We start from the raw sequence: 17556 nt of genomic DNA, 5'->3' as shown, positions 1-17556 counted from the left end.
TAAGGAGGTCCTACTTTAATGAAACGAACAACTTATGCTGGTCTAGTTAACGAAGAATTTTTGGGTCAAGCCGTGACGTTACAAGGTTGGGTACAAAAACGCCGGGATTTAGGTGGCTTAATCTTTATTGATTTACGAGATCGTGAAGGCATCGTTCAGTTGGTATTTAGCCAAGAATTTTCAACGGATGCATTAGCGATTGCTGATCAATTACGGAATGAATACGTGATTGAAGTTCAAGGTAAGGTCGTTAGTCGTAGTGATGCTGCCATCAATCCACGGATGAAGACGGGTAAAGTGGAAGTCGAAATTCAAACGGCTAAGATTTTAAACCAAGCTAAGACGCCACCATTTTATATTCAAGATGACATCAATGTATCTGATGAATTACGGTTGAAGTATCGGTATTTAGACTTACGTCGGCCAGAAATGCAACGTGGCCTAAAGATTCGTAATGGGATTACGCGTGCGGTTCACAGTTACTTTGATGCTAATGACTTTTATGACATTGAAACGCCATTCTTGACGAAATCAACGCCTGAAGGTGCGCGGGATTACTTGGTACCGTCACGGGTTTATCAAGGTCATTTCTATGCGTTACCACAATCACCACAGTTATTTAAGCAATTATTGATGGGGGCTGGCTTCGACCGGTACTATCAAATTGCGCGTTGTTTCCGTGATGAAGATCTACGGGGAGATCGGCAACCAGAATTCACCCAGATTGATATGGAAACATCATTCTTAACGGCGGAAGAAATTCAAAGTTATACAGAAGGCTTAATCAAAAAAGTCATGCATGACGTCAAAGGGGTCGAGATTAAAACACCTTTTGATCGGATTACTTGGCAATCAGCAATGGACCGCTTTGGTTCTGACAAGCCAGATGTGCGTTTTGGCATGGAATTAAAGGATATGTCCAAAGTAGTCGCTAATAGTGAGTTTAAAGTCTTTACCGGCGCGCTTGAAAATGGCGGTTGTGTCAAAGCGATTGCAGTTCCTGGTGGTGCTGACCAATATTCACGTAAAGCCATTGATGCTTACACGAGTTATGTCGAACGGTTCGGTGCTAAGGGCTTGGCCTGGATGAAAGTCACCGATGATAGCTTCAGCGGTCCCGTTGCCAAGTTCTTTAAAGATGATTTTGAGGCAATTACAACGGCGGCAGATGCTAAGCCTGGTGATTTACTCTTATTTGCCGCAGACAGCTTTAAGGTCGTTTCTGATACCTTAGGTTACTTGCGGAAAGCAATTGCCAAAGAACAAGGGCTGATTGATGATAGCAAATATGCCTACCTTTGGGTCGTTGACTGGCCATTATTCGAATATGATGAAGGGATTGAACGCTGGGTCTCTGCGCATCATCCTTTCACAATGCCGAATGAAGAAGATGTGCATTATTTAAATGAGGGTGAAGATCCTCATCAAGCGCATGCACAATCTTATGATATCGTCTTAAATGGTTATGAATTAGGGGGCGGCTCAATCCGGATTCATACCCGCGACTTGCAAGAAAAGATGTTCAAAGCATTAAACTTCACGCCAGAACGGGCACAAGCGCAATTTGGCTTCTTGTTAGATGCTTTAGACATGGGCTTTCCACCGCATGGCGGCTTAGCAATCGGCTTAGACCGATTTGCAATGTTGCTGTCCGGCAACGATAACATTCGTGAAGTGATTGCGTTCCCAAAGAATTCCAAGGCTTCCGAACCAATGACCAATGCGCCAGCTGAAGTTTCTGAACGACAATTACAAGATTTGGCTTTATTTGTAACTAAACCAACTGATAAAGCTTAATTTTAAGCGAGAACGTCTGGTGAATAACTGGACGTTCTTTTTAGTTAGTGTTAAATTTATATTAAAATTTAATTGGAGTGATTTTAATGAGCAGTGAAACTGCAATTTTTGCTGGTGGATGTTTTTGGTGTATGGTCCAACCATTTGATCATCAGCCCGGAATTATCAGTGTTGTTTCAGGATATACGGGTGGTCATACCGTTAACCCAACTTACGAACAAGTGAAATCACATCAAACTGGTCATACTGAAGCGGTAAAGATTACCTTTGATCCGGCCCAAATTACTTATGCAACGTTAGTTGATATTTATTGGCGGCAAACGGACCCGACGGATGCCATGGGACAGTTTCAAGATCGTGGTGATAATTATCGGCCAGTGATTTTCGTCAATAGTGAGCAACAACGACAGCTAGCAACAGCGTCTAAGCAACGGTTGCAAGCCGCTGAACAGTTTGATAAGCCCATTGTGACTAAGATTGAAGCCGTTCAACCCTTTTATCCAGCTGAAGCGCAACATCAACGGTTCTATGCGAATAATCCAGTCGTCTTTGCAGCACAAGAAGCAGGTGGTCGGGCGGCCTTTATTGCAGACCATTGGCAACAAGCGCCAAAAGTCGATTGATAACCTGTGAATTTGCTGAGAACCGTGAGACTTTCGGTAGAAAAGTGCACAGCCCTGTTTGTCGCAGTTTAGTAATGTTAAAATAACGAAGACAACATATAAAGGAGCATTTTCAGCCATGAATGATTTTCAGCAGTTGACTCGGCGGCATCGTGATGTGACGAAGGCCTCAACAGCATTTATTTACGCGATTTTAGTGTCTGTCGCGATGAACTTCTTTTGGACACCGGGACACATTTATTCTTCTGGGATTACTGGGTTAGCGCAATTAATTAATAGTTTGATGACGAAATTCTTACCCATTCAATTTTCAACGGCGTTACTATTGTTCCTATTGAATGTGCCAATGTTTATCATTGCGTGGCGGTCAATCGGCCACCGGTTTACAATTTTTACATTCTTAGCCGTCGCACTTTCAAGTATTATGATTAAAGTTGTGGCGCCAGAAAGTTTGACCCATGATCCGATTATTTGTGCGATTTTTGGGGGCGCAGTTAATGGCTTTGGGACCGGGATGTCATTGAGAAATGGGATTTCAACGGGGGGCTTAGATATTATCGGCATCGTCTTACGGCGTAAAACAGGCCGTAGTATCGGGACCATTAATATGGCATTTAACTCGCTCATTGTCATTGCCGCAGGGTTCATCTATGGGTGGCCCTATGCTTTTTACTCTGCTTTAGGGTTATTGGTCAATGGCCGAGTCATTGATATGACGTATACGCGCCAACAAAAGATGCAAGTGATGATTATTACCAGTCGTCCGAAAACGGTGATTGATAGTGTTCAGAATCGAATTCGGCGCGGGGTGACCATTGTGCATAACGCTGAAGGGGCCTATCGTCACGATGATAAGACGATTTTATTTACGGTAATTACGCGGTATGAAATGTCAGAACTTACTGCCGCAATGGCCGAGTCTGACCCGCATGCCTTTGTCAGTATTTCAGATACAGTTAAAATCTTGGGCCACTTTTATGAGCCTGAGCCGTAACGACCTAAGCAGCTGTCAATGGTGATTGATGGCTGTTTTTAGTTAGCAACGCTTGCAAAAAGTGCCGGCTTGTTTATTAAAATTATATTATTTTATAAGAATGCCATACTTGGTTTTTTTAAATATGCTAAACTGATAAATAGTGCTTATTAACGGGTTAGATGAGGTTAGTTTAGCCGTGAAAGGGTGACTTGTTTGAAAAAAATGGGCTATTTGTGGCTACTCACGCTAGTTTCGTGGTTAGCCCATTTTAAACGCTCACAACAGATTATTTATTTGATGAGTTTTGCAGATAATCTTGAGTTTATCATGGCACTGGCGCAGCGGGTCCCTGGACGCTTAACCGTGTATTACTTGCCGTCAGCGACGGTCGGTGCTGAACAATTAGCTGCTCAGGGGGTAGCAACTCAGCCATTTCAAGATTCGTTGCACTTTGTGTTAACCGGAATTCCCGTGATTACTCAGGCCGTGGATGTGTATTGTGATAATTATTTTGCGTTTACGGCAGGGTTAACCCGTGGCAAAGGACAACGACTCATTCAACTGTGGCACGCTGGTGGGGCGGTTAAAGCGTTTGGTTGGGGCGACCCACAGACGGTGCAACGTTCCACCGCTGATCAGCATCGCTTTCAAAAAGTCTATAATCAGTTGACCGACTATGTGGTTGGGGCTGATAAGATGGGCGCAGTGTTTGCGACGAGTTATCATGTCCCCCGCGAGCGGATGCGGGTGTTGGGGTATCCACGCTCGGATCGTTATCGGCAGCCGACTTGGGTGCAACAAACTCGGGCGGCTATCTATGCGCAGTATCCGCAATTAGAAAATCGTGAAGTGCTTTTGTATGCCCCCACTTATCGGGCTGGCGTCACCTTTGAGCTACCGGCAGATTTTGGCGAATTGCAGTTAACGGCTAAGCAAGTGCTGATTGTTAAGTTACATCCGCACTTGGCGGCGCAAGCGGCAGCTTTGTTAAAGCAGTATCCAGGGTTAATTATGCTAGTACCAGACTTTAGTACTGATGAATTGTTAACCATCACCGAGACGTTAATTAGTGATTATTCATCCGTTATTTTTGACTATGCGCTCTTGCCAAATTGTCAAAAAATGGTATTCTATGTTTTTGACTGGCAAAACTTTCAGCAGGCCGTGGGGTTACAACCTGATTTTGAACAGTGGGCACCAGGGCCGTTAGTTCAAACGATGGCCGAACTGAATCGTGTCTTAGCAGCGCCGGCTGAACGGCAATCCGTGCAGGCTTTCAATCAATTGTGGAATACCTATAATGATGGTCAAGCAACTGCGCGAACGTTAGCCTATTTTTATAAAAAATAAACAGTACAGATAGGGAGTGTCAGTGCCTTGAAAGAGGTCGTATCAATTATTAAAGAGCAATTCCAGAATTGGGGAATTATTTGGCGGATTTCTAATTATGAAGATCAAGCCAGTTATCAAAGCCATTATCTGGGATTAGCTTGGGAATATTTATATCCGTTAATTCAAATTGCCATTTATTGGATTGTCTTCAGTGGTGGGTTCAAAAAGGGCAGTGATCTGGATGGCGTCTCATACTTAATGTGGATGGTTATTGGGATTACCCCGTGGTTCTTCATGAACCGAGCCATCCTGGATGGGTCGAAGAGTATCTATCAACGGGTAAACATGGTCTCAAAAATGAAGTTTCCAGTTTCTGTGTTACCCTCAATTCGAATTGTTGGTAACTTGAATGCATTTTGGACGATGTTAGTGTTCTCAATTGGGTTAGGCTTCTTTAATGGCATTTACCCTTCAATTGCTTGGTTGCAATGGATTTATTACTTTATTGCGATGATGGCACTAATGTTTGCCCTGAGTGTCTTTAACTCGACAGTTTCTGTCCTAATCCGAGATTGGCAGATCTTATTACAATCCATTATGCGGATGCTATTTTATTTATCAGGCGTATTATTCAATTTCCAAACAACGGGCTTTCCAGCGCCGTTTGTCCGGATTCTTGAATTGAATCCATTCTGGTATATTATCTCAGGGTTCCGCCAATCGATGTTTAATCAAGGTAGCGGAACCTATATCTGGGATCGACCATTGTTAACGCTCATTTTCTGGGGCTTTATCTTAGTCGTATTACTAGTCGGTTCACATTTACATTATAAGTTCCGTTCACGTTTCGTGGATATGATTTAAACGATAATTTGATGACAGGTCAGCCAAATCCATGCCATTAAAGGACTTGCTTACAAAAGGGCCTGGGACAATTGTCTCGGGCCCTTTCTTGATTAAAAACTAAAAAGGTTAGGTGTAAAAAATGCTTAGAATAGGGTCACATGTTTCAATGAAGGCGCCAGATATGTTACTGGGTGCTGCTAATGAAGCCGTTAGTTACGGGGCCAATACGTTCATGATTTATACTGGGGCGCCACAAAATACGCGTCGCAAGCCCATTGCAGATTTGAATATTTCAGCCGGTCAAGCGGTTATGCAAGCTCACGATTTACAACAAATTGTGGTGCATGCGCCGTACATCGTTAATCTTGGTAATACCAAGAAGCCGGGGTACTTTGATTTTGCTACTGACTTTTTATATCATGAGATTGAACGTGCTGAAGCGGTTGGTGCGACTCAATTAACCTTGCATCCTGGCGCGCACGTTGGGGCAGGCGCACCAGCAGCGATTGCCCAAATTATTAAGGGATTAAATGCAGTGATTCGACCAGATCAAACGATTCATATTGCCATTGAAACGATGGCGGGGAAAGGGACCGAAGTTGGGCGGACGTTTGAGGAATTGGCGGCCATCATTGATGGGGTCACTTATAATGAAAAGCTGTCGGTGACGTTTGATACTTGTCATACGAGTGATGCGGGTTATGCCATTAAAACTGATTTTGATGGGGTTCTAAATGAATTTGACCATGTGATTGGGCTAGACCGATTACAGGTGATTCACTTGAACGATTCTAAAAATCCACAAGGGTCACATAAAGATCGCCACGCTAACCTTGGTTTAGGGACCATTGGGTTTGAAACGTTGAACCAGATTGCCCATCATCCCCAATTAACGACGATTAGTAAAATTTTAGAAACGCCTTATGTTGGGCCAGATAAAAAACATCAAGTTGCCCCTTATAAATATGAGATTGCGATGCTTAAAGCGGGTCAATTTAATGCTGATCTCTTGGCAACGATTGAACAGCAAGCCTAAATATGAACGTGAACAAAAAAACGCTTGGATTTTAGTCCAAGCGCCAGTGAAGATTAGTTTATTGATTGGCTTCGTTATAACCGAGACTTTCTGTAATCAAGGTTGCCGTCTCCTCAATAGATTTGTTGGCCACGTTAATCACAAGACAGCCAGTTTTTTTGAAAATCTTATCTGCGTAAGCTAATTCTTCTTTGATTTTGTCGGTATTCGAATACATGGTATCTGGATTTAAGCCGTATTGCACCATGCGTTGCCGGCGAATCGTGTTCAATTGTTCAGGATCGTTAGTGAGACCGAAAATCTTTTTAGGATCGACTTGCCAGATTTCATCTGGGATTTGAGCCTTGGGAACCAACGGTAAATTAGCGACTTTTAAGTTTTGGTTAGCCAAATATAGAGATAGCGGTGTTTTAGAAGTTCGAGATACCCCTAGTAAAACAACGTCAGCAGTTAAGAAACCAGTGGGATTCTTACCATCATCATAGGTCACGGCAAATTCAATGGCGTTAATACGGTCAAAATAGTTATCATTTAGGGCGTGGACCGTGCCCGGATGATTGGCCGGTTGCAAGTGGGTCACTTCGGAGAATGTATCTAAGGCCGGCGTGATGACGTCATAGTAAGGTAAGTGATGTTCCTGACAAAAGGCATTCACACTTTTACTAAGCTGACGATCCACAAAAGTATGAAAAATAACGGCATGGTCTTTTAAAGCTTGTGCCAAGACGGTATTTAACAGCGACGTGGTCCGTACGAATGGGAACCGCTGATAGTTAATTTCAACATTTGAAAATTGGGCAGCGGCAGCTTGAGCGACGGCATGTGCGGTGGCACCCACTGAATCAGATAAAAGAAAAATTTTTATTTCTTGCATTGTCAAAACCCCATTTCAGTATCAATAATGTCTTCAGTGTAGCATAGCACCGCGGTTATGAAAACGATTTATCATTTCAATTTGGTTAAAATAATCAGATTATTTTTATTTATTTTTAAACTTTTGTTGACGCCGTTTTTCTATTTATGTATAATTTACTAGAACAGTTGTATTATGTAAGTATGCATAATTTGACAGTTACTTTTTAAGCTCGGAGGGAGGGAATTTCATATGGCAAAAACAGTCGTTCGTAAAAACGAATCTCTTGATGATGCTCTTCGTCGCTTCAAACGTAACGTTTCAAAAAGTGGTACTTTACAAGAATACCGTAAACGGGAATTTTACGAAAAACCAAGTGTGAAGAAGAAGTTAAAATCTGAAGCAGCTCGTAAGCGTAAGAACCGTCGTCGTTTCAAGTAATTCGATTTAATTGAAACACTTGAGTCGAGGAGGGTACCCAATGAGTTTAGCAGAAACACTCAATGGTGATCTTAAAGCTGCAATGAAGGCACGCGATAAGCAAAGCCTTAGTGTTTTACGGATGCTTAAGTCCGCATTAGTGAATGAAAAGATTAATGCTGGGCACGAATTAACGGCAGATGAAGCAACGAGCGTGATTTCACGTGAATTGAAGCAACGTCGGGAATCATTAAGTGAATTCGAGAACGCTGGTCGGCAAGATTTAGTTGATGGGGTTAAAGCCGAAATTACGATTGTTGAAAAGTATATGCCAAAGCAATTGTCTGACGATGAAGTCAAACAAATTGTTGCGGCCACGATTGAACAAGTCGGAGCCACTGGTAAAGGTGACTTTGGTAAAGTAATGGGTGCAGTAATGCCAAAACTTAAAGGTCAAGCAGATGGCAAGCTTATCAATCAAACAGTTAAATCATTATTGAATTAACGGTTGAGTCAGGGAATTCGTTCCCTGACTTTTTTTATTTGTCCCAAATCCGCTAAGCTGGTAGCGGTTAGGCTTTTATGCTATGATTAGTTCACAAAAGTACACTTAAATAAGTGTCATTAGACTGATTTAGTGTGCCCAATGATGTGAATTAAATCTGTTAATAAAGGGGTCCATGTTTTTGACTGAAAACTCAAAATATGAACAAAAATTTCTAATCGCTGACCCAGCACAATCAGTAGCGTTACTGGGCCCAGAAGATCAGCATTTAGCAATGCTGGAAGACGGGTTACATGTTAATTTGCACGTCTTTGGTGATCAGATGACAATTAGCGGTGATGACGAAAGTGCCGTTCATAATGCGCAAGCTGTTTTAGAAAATTTAACGAGTTTAATGAAACAAGGTATTCAGATTGGGGCGCCCGATGTGATTAATGCCATTAAGATGGTTAATCGCGGGACTTTAGATTACTTTAAAGACTTATATGCTGAAACCTTGATTAAAGATAATCGCGGGCGTCCTGTCCGAGTTAAAAATCTTGGTCAGCGCCAATATGTGCAAGCGGTCAAGCAGAGTGATATTACGTTTGGCATCGGACCTGCGGGGACCGGGAAGACCTATTTAGCCGTTGTAATGGCGATTGCAGCTTTGAAGCGCGGCGAAGTAGAAAAAATCATTTTAACTCGACCGGCAGTTGAGGCTGGCGAGAGTCTGGGATTCTTACCTGGTGATCTCAAAGAAAAAGTTGACCCTTACTTACGGCCAATTTATGATGCGCTCTATGATATTTACGGTGCAGAACACACGCAGCGGTTAATGGATCGGGGTGTGATTGAGATTGCGCCGTTGGCTTACATGCGTGGTCGGACCCTTGATCATGCTTTCGTCATTTTGGATGAAGCTCAGAATACGACTAATGCACAGATGAAGATGTTCTTAACCCGGTTGGGTTTTGGCGCTAAGATGATTGTTAATGGCGACGTGTCACAGATTGACTTACCACGGCATACGGCTAGTGGGTTAATTCAAGCGGAACAAATTTTAGGCAATATTAGTGATATTACGTTTGTGACGTTTACCGCGGATGACGTGGTTCGTAATCCGGTAGTTGCCAAGATTGTCACGGCTTACGATGATGCGACACAACGCTAAACGGAGGAAATCATGGATTTAGAATTATATGATCAAACGACTGCGGGGGCTGCGGCGGCAGATTTACAGTTAGTCCGGGAATTAATTGCATTAGCTGGGAAACGGTTAGATTTACGTGAGGATACTGAAGTTTCCGTGACATTGATGAATAACGCTGCTATTCAAAAAATTAATGAAACGTATCGTGGGGTTGATCGCCCCACGGATGTGATTAGTTTTGCGATGCATGATGACGATGAAACCATTATTATGGACCCAGAAATGGCGGCGGCAATGCCATTGAACTTGGGTGATATTATGATTTCAGTTGATAAAGTCGATGAACAGGCTGCATTTTTACAACATTCTCGTGCGCGGGAATTAGGCTATTTGGTGGTACATGGCTTTTTGCATTTGAATGGCTATGATCACTTACAACCAGCCGACGAAAAAGCCATGTTTCAATTACAACGGGAGATCTTAGATGACTATGGCCTCGCAAAATAAGCCACAGCGCCCGCAAGTTGGGAAGAATCATTCGTTTTGGCAGTCTTGGCGGCATGCCTGGACTGGGCTAACAACGGTGGTTCGCGAAGAGCGTAACATGCAGACCCATCTGGTCTTAGGTGCGGTTGCAATCATTGCGGGCTGGTATTTCGGACTGTCAGTTAATCAATGGCTCTGGCTATGTCTGGCTATCTTCTTAGTGATGTTATGTGAGATTAATAATACGATTGCTGAAAATATTTGTGATTTAGTGACGGGCCCGCATTATCAGCCGTTAGCCAAAAAGGTGAAGGATATTGCGGCCGGTGCCGTCGTGTTTGCCGCGGCGTTTGCAGTACTAGTCGGTTTAATTTTGTTTATACCAAAAGTTTGGCAATTGATGCTAACTTGGTGGTAGAAAGGGATAACAATAATATGGACAAAAAAGATTTTCACTCAGGGTTCGTCGCAATTATCGGCCGACCTAACGTTGGTAAATCAACTTTATTAAATCGAGTTGTTGGTCAAAAGGTTGCGATCATGTCAGATAAAGCCCAAACGACTCGTAACCGGATTCAAGGTATTTATACCACGGATGATACACAGATGGTGTTTATTGATACACCCGGAATTCATAAGCCACAAAGTCGGTTAGGTGATTTCATGGTTAAGTCGGCGTTGTCGACTTTAGGTGAAGTTGATGCGGTCTTGTTTATGATTAATGCCGATGAACGTCGAGGCGCGGGCGACAATTTTATTATTGATCGATTGAAGACGGTTAAAAAGCCGATTTATTTAGTGATTAATAAGATTGATCAAATTTATCCAGATCATTTATTGGAAATTATGGATCAATATAAGGATGCCTTAGATTGGGCTGACGTTTATCCCATTTCTGCGTTGGAAGGCAATAATGTGAACGAATTGGTCACAACGCTTAAACAAAAATTGCCAGTCGGCCCGCAGTACTATCCCGCTGATCAAGTGACTGATCATCCCGAACGGTTCATTATTTCGGAATTGATTCGAGAAAAAGTCTTGGACTTGACACGGCAGGAAGTGCCACATTCAACGGCTGTGGTGATTGAATCCATTAAGCGCCAAGATGAAGAAAAAATTCATATTCAGGCGACGATTATTATCGAACGTTCTTCGCAAAAAGGCATCATTATCGGTAAGGGCGGCAGTATGCTCAAACGAATCGGTTCGATGGCACGGCGTGATATTGAAAACTTGTTAGGTGATAAAGTTTACTTGGAATTATGGGTTAAAGTGCAAGAAAATTGGAAAGACCGGGAAAACTTATTAGCAAGCTATGGTTACCGGCAAGATGACTATTAGAAACGTTAGGTGAGTAAATGGCCCAACAAATGATTACCAATTTTAATGGTATTCTGTTATATCGGCGTGATTATCGAGAACGCGATATGTTAATTAAGTTTTTAACTGCCGAGTATGGCAAAAAAATGTTCTTCATTCGCGGTGCTCGCCGGCGTGGGTTTAAAATGGCCGCGGAATTATTGCCGTTTACGATGGGCGAATATGTTGGTGATTTACGGGACCAAAGCCTGTCCTATATTAATAGTGTCCGTTCAGTTCAGTATTTTGAACAGATTAGTCAAGATATTGCCCTTAACGCTTATGCGACGTATGTGATGAATTTAATTGACGTGGCGTATCCGGATAATCAACCGGTGGGACGTTGGTATCAACAACTAACGAGTGCCCTCCAACTGATTGACCAAGAGATTGCGCCAGCCTTAGTGGCTAATGTGGTTGAGATTCAGTTGTTAGGTGCTTTTGGGGTTGCCCCCGAGTTACGGTGGTGTACGGTTTGTGGCCGTCAAGATTTACCGCTGGATTACTCGGAAAGCTACGGTGGGTTATTATGTCAGCAACATTGGCATTTGGATCCACATCGGTTACATGCTAGTCCAGCAGCTATTTTTTATCTGCGACAATTTTCAGTGTTAGATTTAGCCAAAGTTAAGTCAATCAAAGTTAAACCAACGACAGCCGCTGAGTTAAGACGAATTTTAGATGAGATTTATCAAAATTCGGTCGGTCTGCGGTTGAAGTCTAAAAAGTTCATTGACCAGATGGGGAGTTGGTATCAACCCCTCAAGCCACGGTCAGCCGATGATTGACAAATGCGAATGGGTCGGCTATGATGATGAAGAACTGAATAGTTAAGTGTTGATGAGAGAAGATTATGACAAGCTTTTTTTAGTGAGACCATGGTGGTGGAAAATGGTCAAGAGCTGTGATAATTGGCGCTCTCGGAGCTTTTTATAACTTAATTAAGCTGCTGAGGTGACTCAGAAGTAGGGTGGAACCGCGAAATCAATCGTCCCTATGTCGTTATTTTGAACGGCAGGGGACTTTTTTTGTGGAATTAAAGCTAGTCAGTCACTAAATTTGGGAGGCAGAAAATGAGCAAAAAATTATCAGTGCAAGATATTATCTTAACCTTGCAAGAATTTTGGTCAGATCAAGGTTGTATGTTAATGCAATCTTATGATACGGAAAAAGGGGCCGGGACGATGAGTCCGTATACTTTCTTACGGGCAATCGGTCCAGAACCTTGGCATGCAGCGTATGTGGAACCCTCACGGCGTCCTGCTGATGGTCGGTATGGTGAAAATCCTAACCGGTTATATCAACATCATCAATTCCAAGTTGTGATGAAGCCCTCGCCTGAAAATATTCAAGATTTATATCTACAAAGCTTACAGAAACTTGGCATTAATCCGTTGGAACATGATATTCGTTTCGTGGAAGACAACTGGGAAAACCCATCTATGGGTTGTGCCGGGGTTGGTTGGGAAGTTTGGCTTGATGGGATGGAAATCAGCCAATTTACGTATTTCCAACAAGTTGGGGGTCTCGAGGTTGATCCAGTGACTTCTGAAATTACCTATGGCCTAGAACGACTATCATCATATATTCAAGACGTTAACTCTGTTTTTGATTTGGAATGGGGCGACGGTGTTAAGTATGGCGATATCTTCTTGGAACCAGAATTTGAAAACTCAAAGTATGCTTTCGAAACAAGTAACGAAACATTACTACTAATGCTATTCGATGAATATGAAAAAGAAGCTAAACGCCAAATTGAAAATGGTTTGGTTCATCCGGCCTATGACTATTGTTTGAAGTGTAGCCATACCTTTAATTTAATGGATGCACGGGGAATGGTTTCGGTTACAGAACGGGCCGGTTACTTGGATCGTATTCGGAACATGGCGAAGTCGATTGCCAAAGAATTTGTGGCGCAACGTGAAAAACGAGGCTTCCCATTGTTGAAGCATGCGCAGGAGGAGACGAAATAATGGCTAAAACTTATTTATTAGAAATTGGTTTGGAAGAAATGCCTGCACACGTCGTTACGCCAAGCATTTTACAATTGAAAGAACGGTTGACGACTTTTTTGAAGGAAGAACGGTTGCCGTTTGAATCCATGACTGTTTTTTCAACCCCGCGGCGATTGGCGGTCCAAATTACAGGTTTGGCAGACAAACAAGCTGATGTTAAAAAAGAGGTCCGTGGCCCTGCTAAAAAAATTGCTCAAGATGCGGATGGCAATTGGACGAAAGCAGCGATTGGCTTTTCTAAAGGTCAAGGTGCTTCGACTGACGATATCGTCTTTAAAGAAATTAAGGGCACCCCATACGTTTTTGTTCAAACATTTACGCCAGGCAAAGCGGCTAGTGACGTTTTAACGGGGGTTAAAGCGGTCATCACTAAGATGAACTTTCCAACGATGATGAAATGGTCCACGTTCAGTTTTAAGTATATCCGGCCAATTCGATGGTTAGTTTCATTACTTGATGATGAGATTGTCCCAATTAAGATTTTAGATGTTGAAGCGGGTCGGGTTAGTCGCGGCCACCGTTTCTTGGGGCATGATGTGACCCTTAAAACAGCGTCGGACTATGAAGCTGATTTGGCACAAGTGGCGGTCATTGCGGATGCTGCTAAACGGAAAGATCAAATTCGACAACAAATTGCGACCTTAGCAACGACACACGCCTGGCACATTGTGGTCGATGAAGATTTACTTGAAGAAGTGAATAACTTAGTTGAATTCCCAACGGCCTTTGCCGGTGATTTTGATACCAAGTATTTAACGATTCCAGACGAGGTCTTAGTGACGTCGATGCGCGACCATCAACGGTTTTTCCATGTGACGGATGAAACTGGTAGTTTGTTACCACATTTCGTATCGGTTCGTAATGGGAACGCTGATCATTTACAAAACGTGGTGTTAGGGAATCAAAAAGTCTTAACGGCCCGGTTAGAAGATGCTGCCTTCTTCTACCATGAAGACCAACAACACTCAATTCAGGCCTATGTTGAACGGTTAAAGAAGGTTAGCTTCCATGATAAGATTGGGACGATGTATGAAAAAATGCAACGGGTTATGTATATTAGTGGTTTCTTAGCCAACCGTTTTGGCCTAACTGAAACTGAAAAGAATCAATTACATCGTGCCGCCCAAATTTATAAGTTTGATTTGGTAACGGGGATGGTTGGTGAATTTCCAGAGTTACAAGGGGTCATGGGTGAAAAATACGCCGTCTTAAAGGGTGAAGATCCGATGGTCGGTCAAGCAATTCGGGAACACTATTTGCCAATTAACGCAGATGGCGCCTTACCAAAGTCAAAGGTAGGCGCAGTGTTAGCGGTTGCTGATAAATTAGATTCAATCACGAGTTTCTTCGCAGTCGGGTTAACGCCAAGTGGGTCGAATGATCCCTTTGCGTTACGGCGCCAAGCTTTTGGTATCGTTCGGATTGTCCGTGATCAGGGTTGGGACTTCCCAATTCAACAACTTGAAACAGAGATTCAAGCTGAATTGCAAGCCCATGATGCGACTTATAATTTGGACTTTGCTAAGCAGACACAACCAGTGGTTGATTTCTTAACTGATCGGGTCAAGCAGTGGTTTAGCAATCGGAAATTACGATATGATATCGTTGATACGGTCGTTAAAGGCCGCCGTCAAGATATTCGTGAAATGTTTATGGCCGCCGATGTTTTAAATGCCCATCAAGATGATCCTAAATTTAGAGCGGTGATTGAAGCGTTGACCCGGTTATTACGGATTACGGCCAAAGCTGATCTGACGGTTGATGACTTAGTTGTTGACCCGGCGTTATTTGAAAATGACGCTGAGCAGGCCCTTTATACCGCCGTTGAAAAATTACAACAGCAAATGACACCAGCAATGACGATGGAGGATCGATTCAAAGCTTTAGCCGGTCTCCAACCATTGATTGCGGCTTACTTTGACCAAACGATGGTGATGAGTAAAGATGATCAGGTTCGCGATAATCATTTGAAGCAATTATTGATTATTGCAAATATGGTAACGGTTATGGGTGATTTGAACCAATTAATCGTTAAATAGTATTGAAGCGCGTATAATGAAGACATCAAGTGAGGCCAGTCGCCCTAACTTGATGTCTTTTTTGGTCTAAAAACCGACAAACTTGACAAAAGTGTCTAATAGTTGAGACTTATTATTGCACAGCTGTCAAACTTGTGATAATATATATTCTGTATAAATTTGCCCGTTAATAGTCGCATCTCGTTGACGTGATGCGATTTTTCGGTGCTGTTAGAGGCTTCAAGCGGTTTGTCAGTCGATTAAGTGAGAAATGGGGTGGCAAAGTGGCCAATTTGATTCCGGAAGAAAAAGTTGACCAGATTCGTTCAGTGGTCAATATTGCGGATTTTATCGGTCAGTATGTGCAACTGAAAAAAGCGGGGAAGAACCTTTTTGGGCTCTGTCCATTTCACGAGGAACGGACCCCATCGTTTTCAGTTAATGAGCAAAAACAAATTTTTCATTGTTTCAGTTGTGGCCGTGGTGGGAATGTTTTTTCATTTATCATGGATTTAGAAAATCTCACTTTTCCTGAAGCTGTGGCACAGGTCGCTGAGTTTGGTCATATTGACTTGCCAGCAACTTATACTGCGCAATCCCAGCCAGCTGCGCCTAAAGATCAAGTACAAGCGGATTTATTAACGCTGTATGCTGATAGCGCTAAGATGTATCAACATATTCTAGTGAATACTGCCTTAGGCGAACCTGCGTTAGCATACTTACATGCCCGTGGGTTGGACGATGAGACCATTAAAACCTTTGGTATCGGCTATGCGCCGGCCAATCAATTATTATTAGATTTTTTTAAGGAACATCAAACCGACTATCAATTATTACGACAATCTGGATTATTTATTGAAAATCAAGCCGGCGAGTTACGGGACCGGTTTGTTGATCGGGTTTTGTTTCCGATTAAGGATGCGAGTGGGCGCGTTATTGCGTTTTCTGGCCGAATCTTAAAAAAGTCTCCGGATGAACCTAAATATTTAAATAGTCCGGAAACAAAGCTATTCAACAAACGGGCGGTGCTATTTAATTTTGACTTAGCGCGGGGCGCCATTCGTCAGCAAAAAGCCGTTATCTTGTTTGAAGGTTTTATGGATGTCATTGCGGCCTATCGGGCTGGCATTCAAAACGGGGTCGCTTCGATGGGGACCAGTTTGACGAACGAACAAATCTATATGTTGGAACGGGTGACGGACCAACTGTACATTTGCTATGATAGTGACATGCCCGGGCAAAAAGCGACTGATCGGGCCTTGAAACTTTTGGGTGACAACAGTCACTTGCAACTGGGTGTCGTGCAAATGCCTGATGGGATGGACCCAGATGAGTATTTGCGCGCTACGGATGCAACTAAGTTTCAGCAAGTCTTTGATGATGGTAAACAAACGCCCACGGCCTTTGAAATGCAATATTTACGGCATGATTTGAATTTGCAAAATACGCAGGATCAGCTCACCTATTTGGAAGCTGTGCTAGCACAATTAGCTAAGTTGTCTTCCAATGTGGAACAAGACTTATATCTGAATCAATTAGTACAGGAATTTGGGTTGGATAAAGGAGACTTGCGCCAGCAATTACGCTCGTTAGTTGGTCAGCAAACTGTTCATCGGCAGCCAACAACCCGGCCGGAGCAAGCGCCACCGCCGCAGACCCCCCCGCCCTTATCTATGACGGGCGCACCGGCTGCGGCAGGGCCACTTAGTCGTGCAGAACGGGCGGAACGGTTGCTTTTATATCGGTTACTGCACGATCATGATGTGTGGTTACGGGTTATGGCCATTGCGGGATTTAACTTTATTCATGACCAATACCAACAAATTCTCGTGTATGCGGAGGCTTATTTTAAGACCCATTCGCAATTTGAGTTAGCTAACTTTACTGATTTTATGGCGGATTCGGCATTACAACCGGTCCTAACTGGGCTAGAGTTTATGGATGTGGCCGAGGAAACGTCTACTGAAGAAGTGGCGGACCTCGTGAATGTCATTATGAACCAGCAACCGGTGGTCGAAAAAATCACAAGTAAAAAAGCAGAACTCATGGCTGCTAAGCAAATCGGTAATCATGATTTAGTGCAGCAACTAACGCTAGAATTAATTACATTATATCGGCAACAACAGCAAGTCAAACAAGCTGACAATTTATAGGAGGC

At 43.0% G+C, this 17556-nt stretch carries 17 protein-coding genes; 16 read left to right on the top strand and 1 reads right to left on the bottom strand.

The annotated features are described in order from the left end of the window. Positions 1-18 precede the first annotated feature (18 nt). The 6 genes from aspS to C5Z26_RS02785 all read left to right on the top strand — a co-directional run bounded on the left by aspS (position 19) and on the right by C5Z26_RS02785 (position 6610). On the top strand, positions 19-1797 hold the full coding sequence (aspS, locus tag C5Z26_RS02810) for an aspartate--tRNA ligase (protein WP_105448509.1): 1779 nt from the start codon (positions 19-21) through the stop codon (positions 1795-1797). Positions 1798-1883: 86 nt separating this feature from the next. Further along, positions 1884-2420 (top strand): peptide-methionine (S)-S-oxide reductase MsrA, encoded by a 537-nt coding sequence (gene msrA / locus C5Z26_RS02805; protein ID WP_105448508.1) that lies wholly within the window; start codon positions 1884-1886, stop codon positions 2418-2420. Between the two features lie 118 nt (positions 2421-2538). Then, positions 2539-3414, top strand: a complete 876-nt coding sequence (locus C5Z26_RS02800) for a YitT family protein (RefSeq protein WP_105448507.1) — start codon at positions 2539-2541, stop codon at positions 3412-3414. Between the two features lie 204 nt (positions 3415-3618). After that, positions 3619-4746, top strand: coding sequence for a CDP-glycerol glycerophosphotransferase family protein (locus C5Z26_RS02795; RefSeq protein WP_234005741.1), 1128 nt, complete (start codon positions 3619-3621; stop codon positions 4744-4746). Between the two features lie 27 nt (positions 4747-4773). Then, complete coding sequence (locus tag C5Z26_RS02790; protein ID WP_105448505.1) at positions 4774-5592, top strand: ABC transporter permease; 819 nt, start codon at positions 4774-4776, stop codon at positions 5590-5592. 121 nt (positions 5593-5713) lie between these two features. Next, positions 5714-6610 (top strand): deoxyribonuclease IV, encoded by an 897-nt coding sequence (locus C5Z26_RS02785; RefSeq protein ID WP_105448504.1) that lies wholly within the window; start codon positions 5714-5716, stop codon positions 6608-6610. A 58-nt stretch (positions 6611-6668) separates the two neighbouring features. On the opposite strand, the gene C5Z26_RS02780 is transcribed toward C5Z26_RS02785, so the two are convergent. Beyond that, a complete protein-coding gene (locus tag C5Z26_RS02780) occupies positions 6669-7484 on the bottom strand; it encodes a pyruvate, water dikinase regulatory protein (RefSeq protein ID WP_105448503.1) in 816 nt (271 codons plus the stop codon). A gap of 231 nt (positions 7485-7715) precedes the next feature. Between C5Z26_RS02780 and rpsU the strand changes: the two genes are divergently transcribed. From rpsU to dnaG, 10 genes are all read left to right on the top strand, one after another. After that, positions 7716-7904, top strand: coding sequence for a 30S ribosomal protein S21 (gene rpsU / locus C5Z26_RS02775; RefSeq protein WP_105448502.1), 189 nt, complete (start codon positions 7716-7718; stop codon positions 7902-7904). Between the two features lie 40 nt (positions 7905-7944). Further along, entirely contained in the window at positions 7945-8388 is a 444-nt protein-coding gene (locus C5Z26_RS02770; protein ID WP_105448501.1) for a GatB/YqeY domain-containing protein, read from the top strand. 175 nt (positions 8389-8563) lie between these two features. Next, entirely contained in the window at positions 8564-9541 is a 978-nt protein-coding gene (locus C5Z26_RS02765) for a PhoH family protein (RefSeq protein ID WP_105448500.1), read from the top strand. A gap of 12 nt (positions 9542-9553) precedes the next feature. Next, on the top strand, positions 9554-10027 hold the full coding sequence (gene ybeY / locus C5Z26_RS02760; protein WP_105448499.1) for an rRNA maturation RNase YbeY: 474 nt from the start codon (positions 9554-9556) through the stop codon (positions 10025-10027). Next, positions 10011-10424, top strand: coding sequence for a diacylglycerol kinase family protein (locus tag C5Z26_RS02755; protein ID WP_105450115.1), 414 nt, complete (start codon positions 10011-10013; stop codon positions 10422-10424). The genes ybeY and C5Z26_RS02755 overlap by 17 nt, the downstream gene beginning before the upstream one ends. 17 nt (positions 10425-10441) lie before the next feature. Then, on the top strand, positions 10442-11347 hold the full coding sequence (gene era, locus C5Z26_RS02750) for a GTPase Era (protein ID WP_105448498.1): 906 nt from the start codon (positions 10442-10444) through the stop codon (positions 11345-11347). Positions 11348-11376: 29 nt separating this feature from the next. After that, positions 11377-12153 (top strand): DNA repair protein RecO, encoded by a 777-nt coding sequence (recO, locus tag C5Z26_RS02745; protein ID WP_105450114.1) that lies wholly within the window; start codon positions 11377-11379, stop codon positions 12151-12153. Positions 12154-12438: 285 nt separating this feature from the next. Then, the gene (gene glyQ / locus C5Z26_RS02740; RefSeq protein WP_105448497.1) at positions 12439-13338 is read left to right on the top strand and encodes a glycine--tRNA ligase subunit alpha; all 900 of its coding nucleotides are present in this window, start codon (positions 12439-12441) and stop codon (positions 13336-13338) included. Then, a complete protein-coding gene (glyS, locus tag C5Z26_RS02735) occupies positions 13338-15419 on the top strand; it encodes a glycine--tRNA ligase subunit beta (protein ID WP_105448496.1) in 2082 nt (693 codons plus the stop codon). Before glyQ ends, glyS begins: the two co-directional genes overlap by 1 nt. Before the next feature lie 263 nt (positions 15420-15682). Further along, entirely contained in the window at positions 15683-17551 is a 1869-nt protein-coding gene (dnaG, locus tag C5Z26_RS02730) for a DNA primase (protein WP_105448495.1), read from the top strand. Positions 17552-17556 lie beyond the last annotated feature (5 nt).

It is taken from the genome of Lactobacillus sp. CBA3606 (assembly GCF_002970935.1).
Classification (GTDB): Bacteria; Bacillota; Bacilli; order Lactobacillales; family Lactobacillaceae; genus Lactiplantibacillus.
Note: the sequence above shows the minus strand (reverse complement) of the source record. Positions and strands in the feature narration are given on the sequence as shown.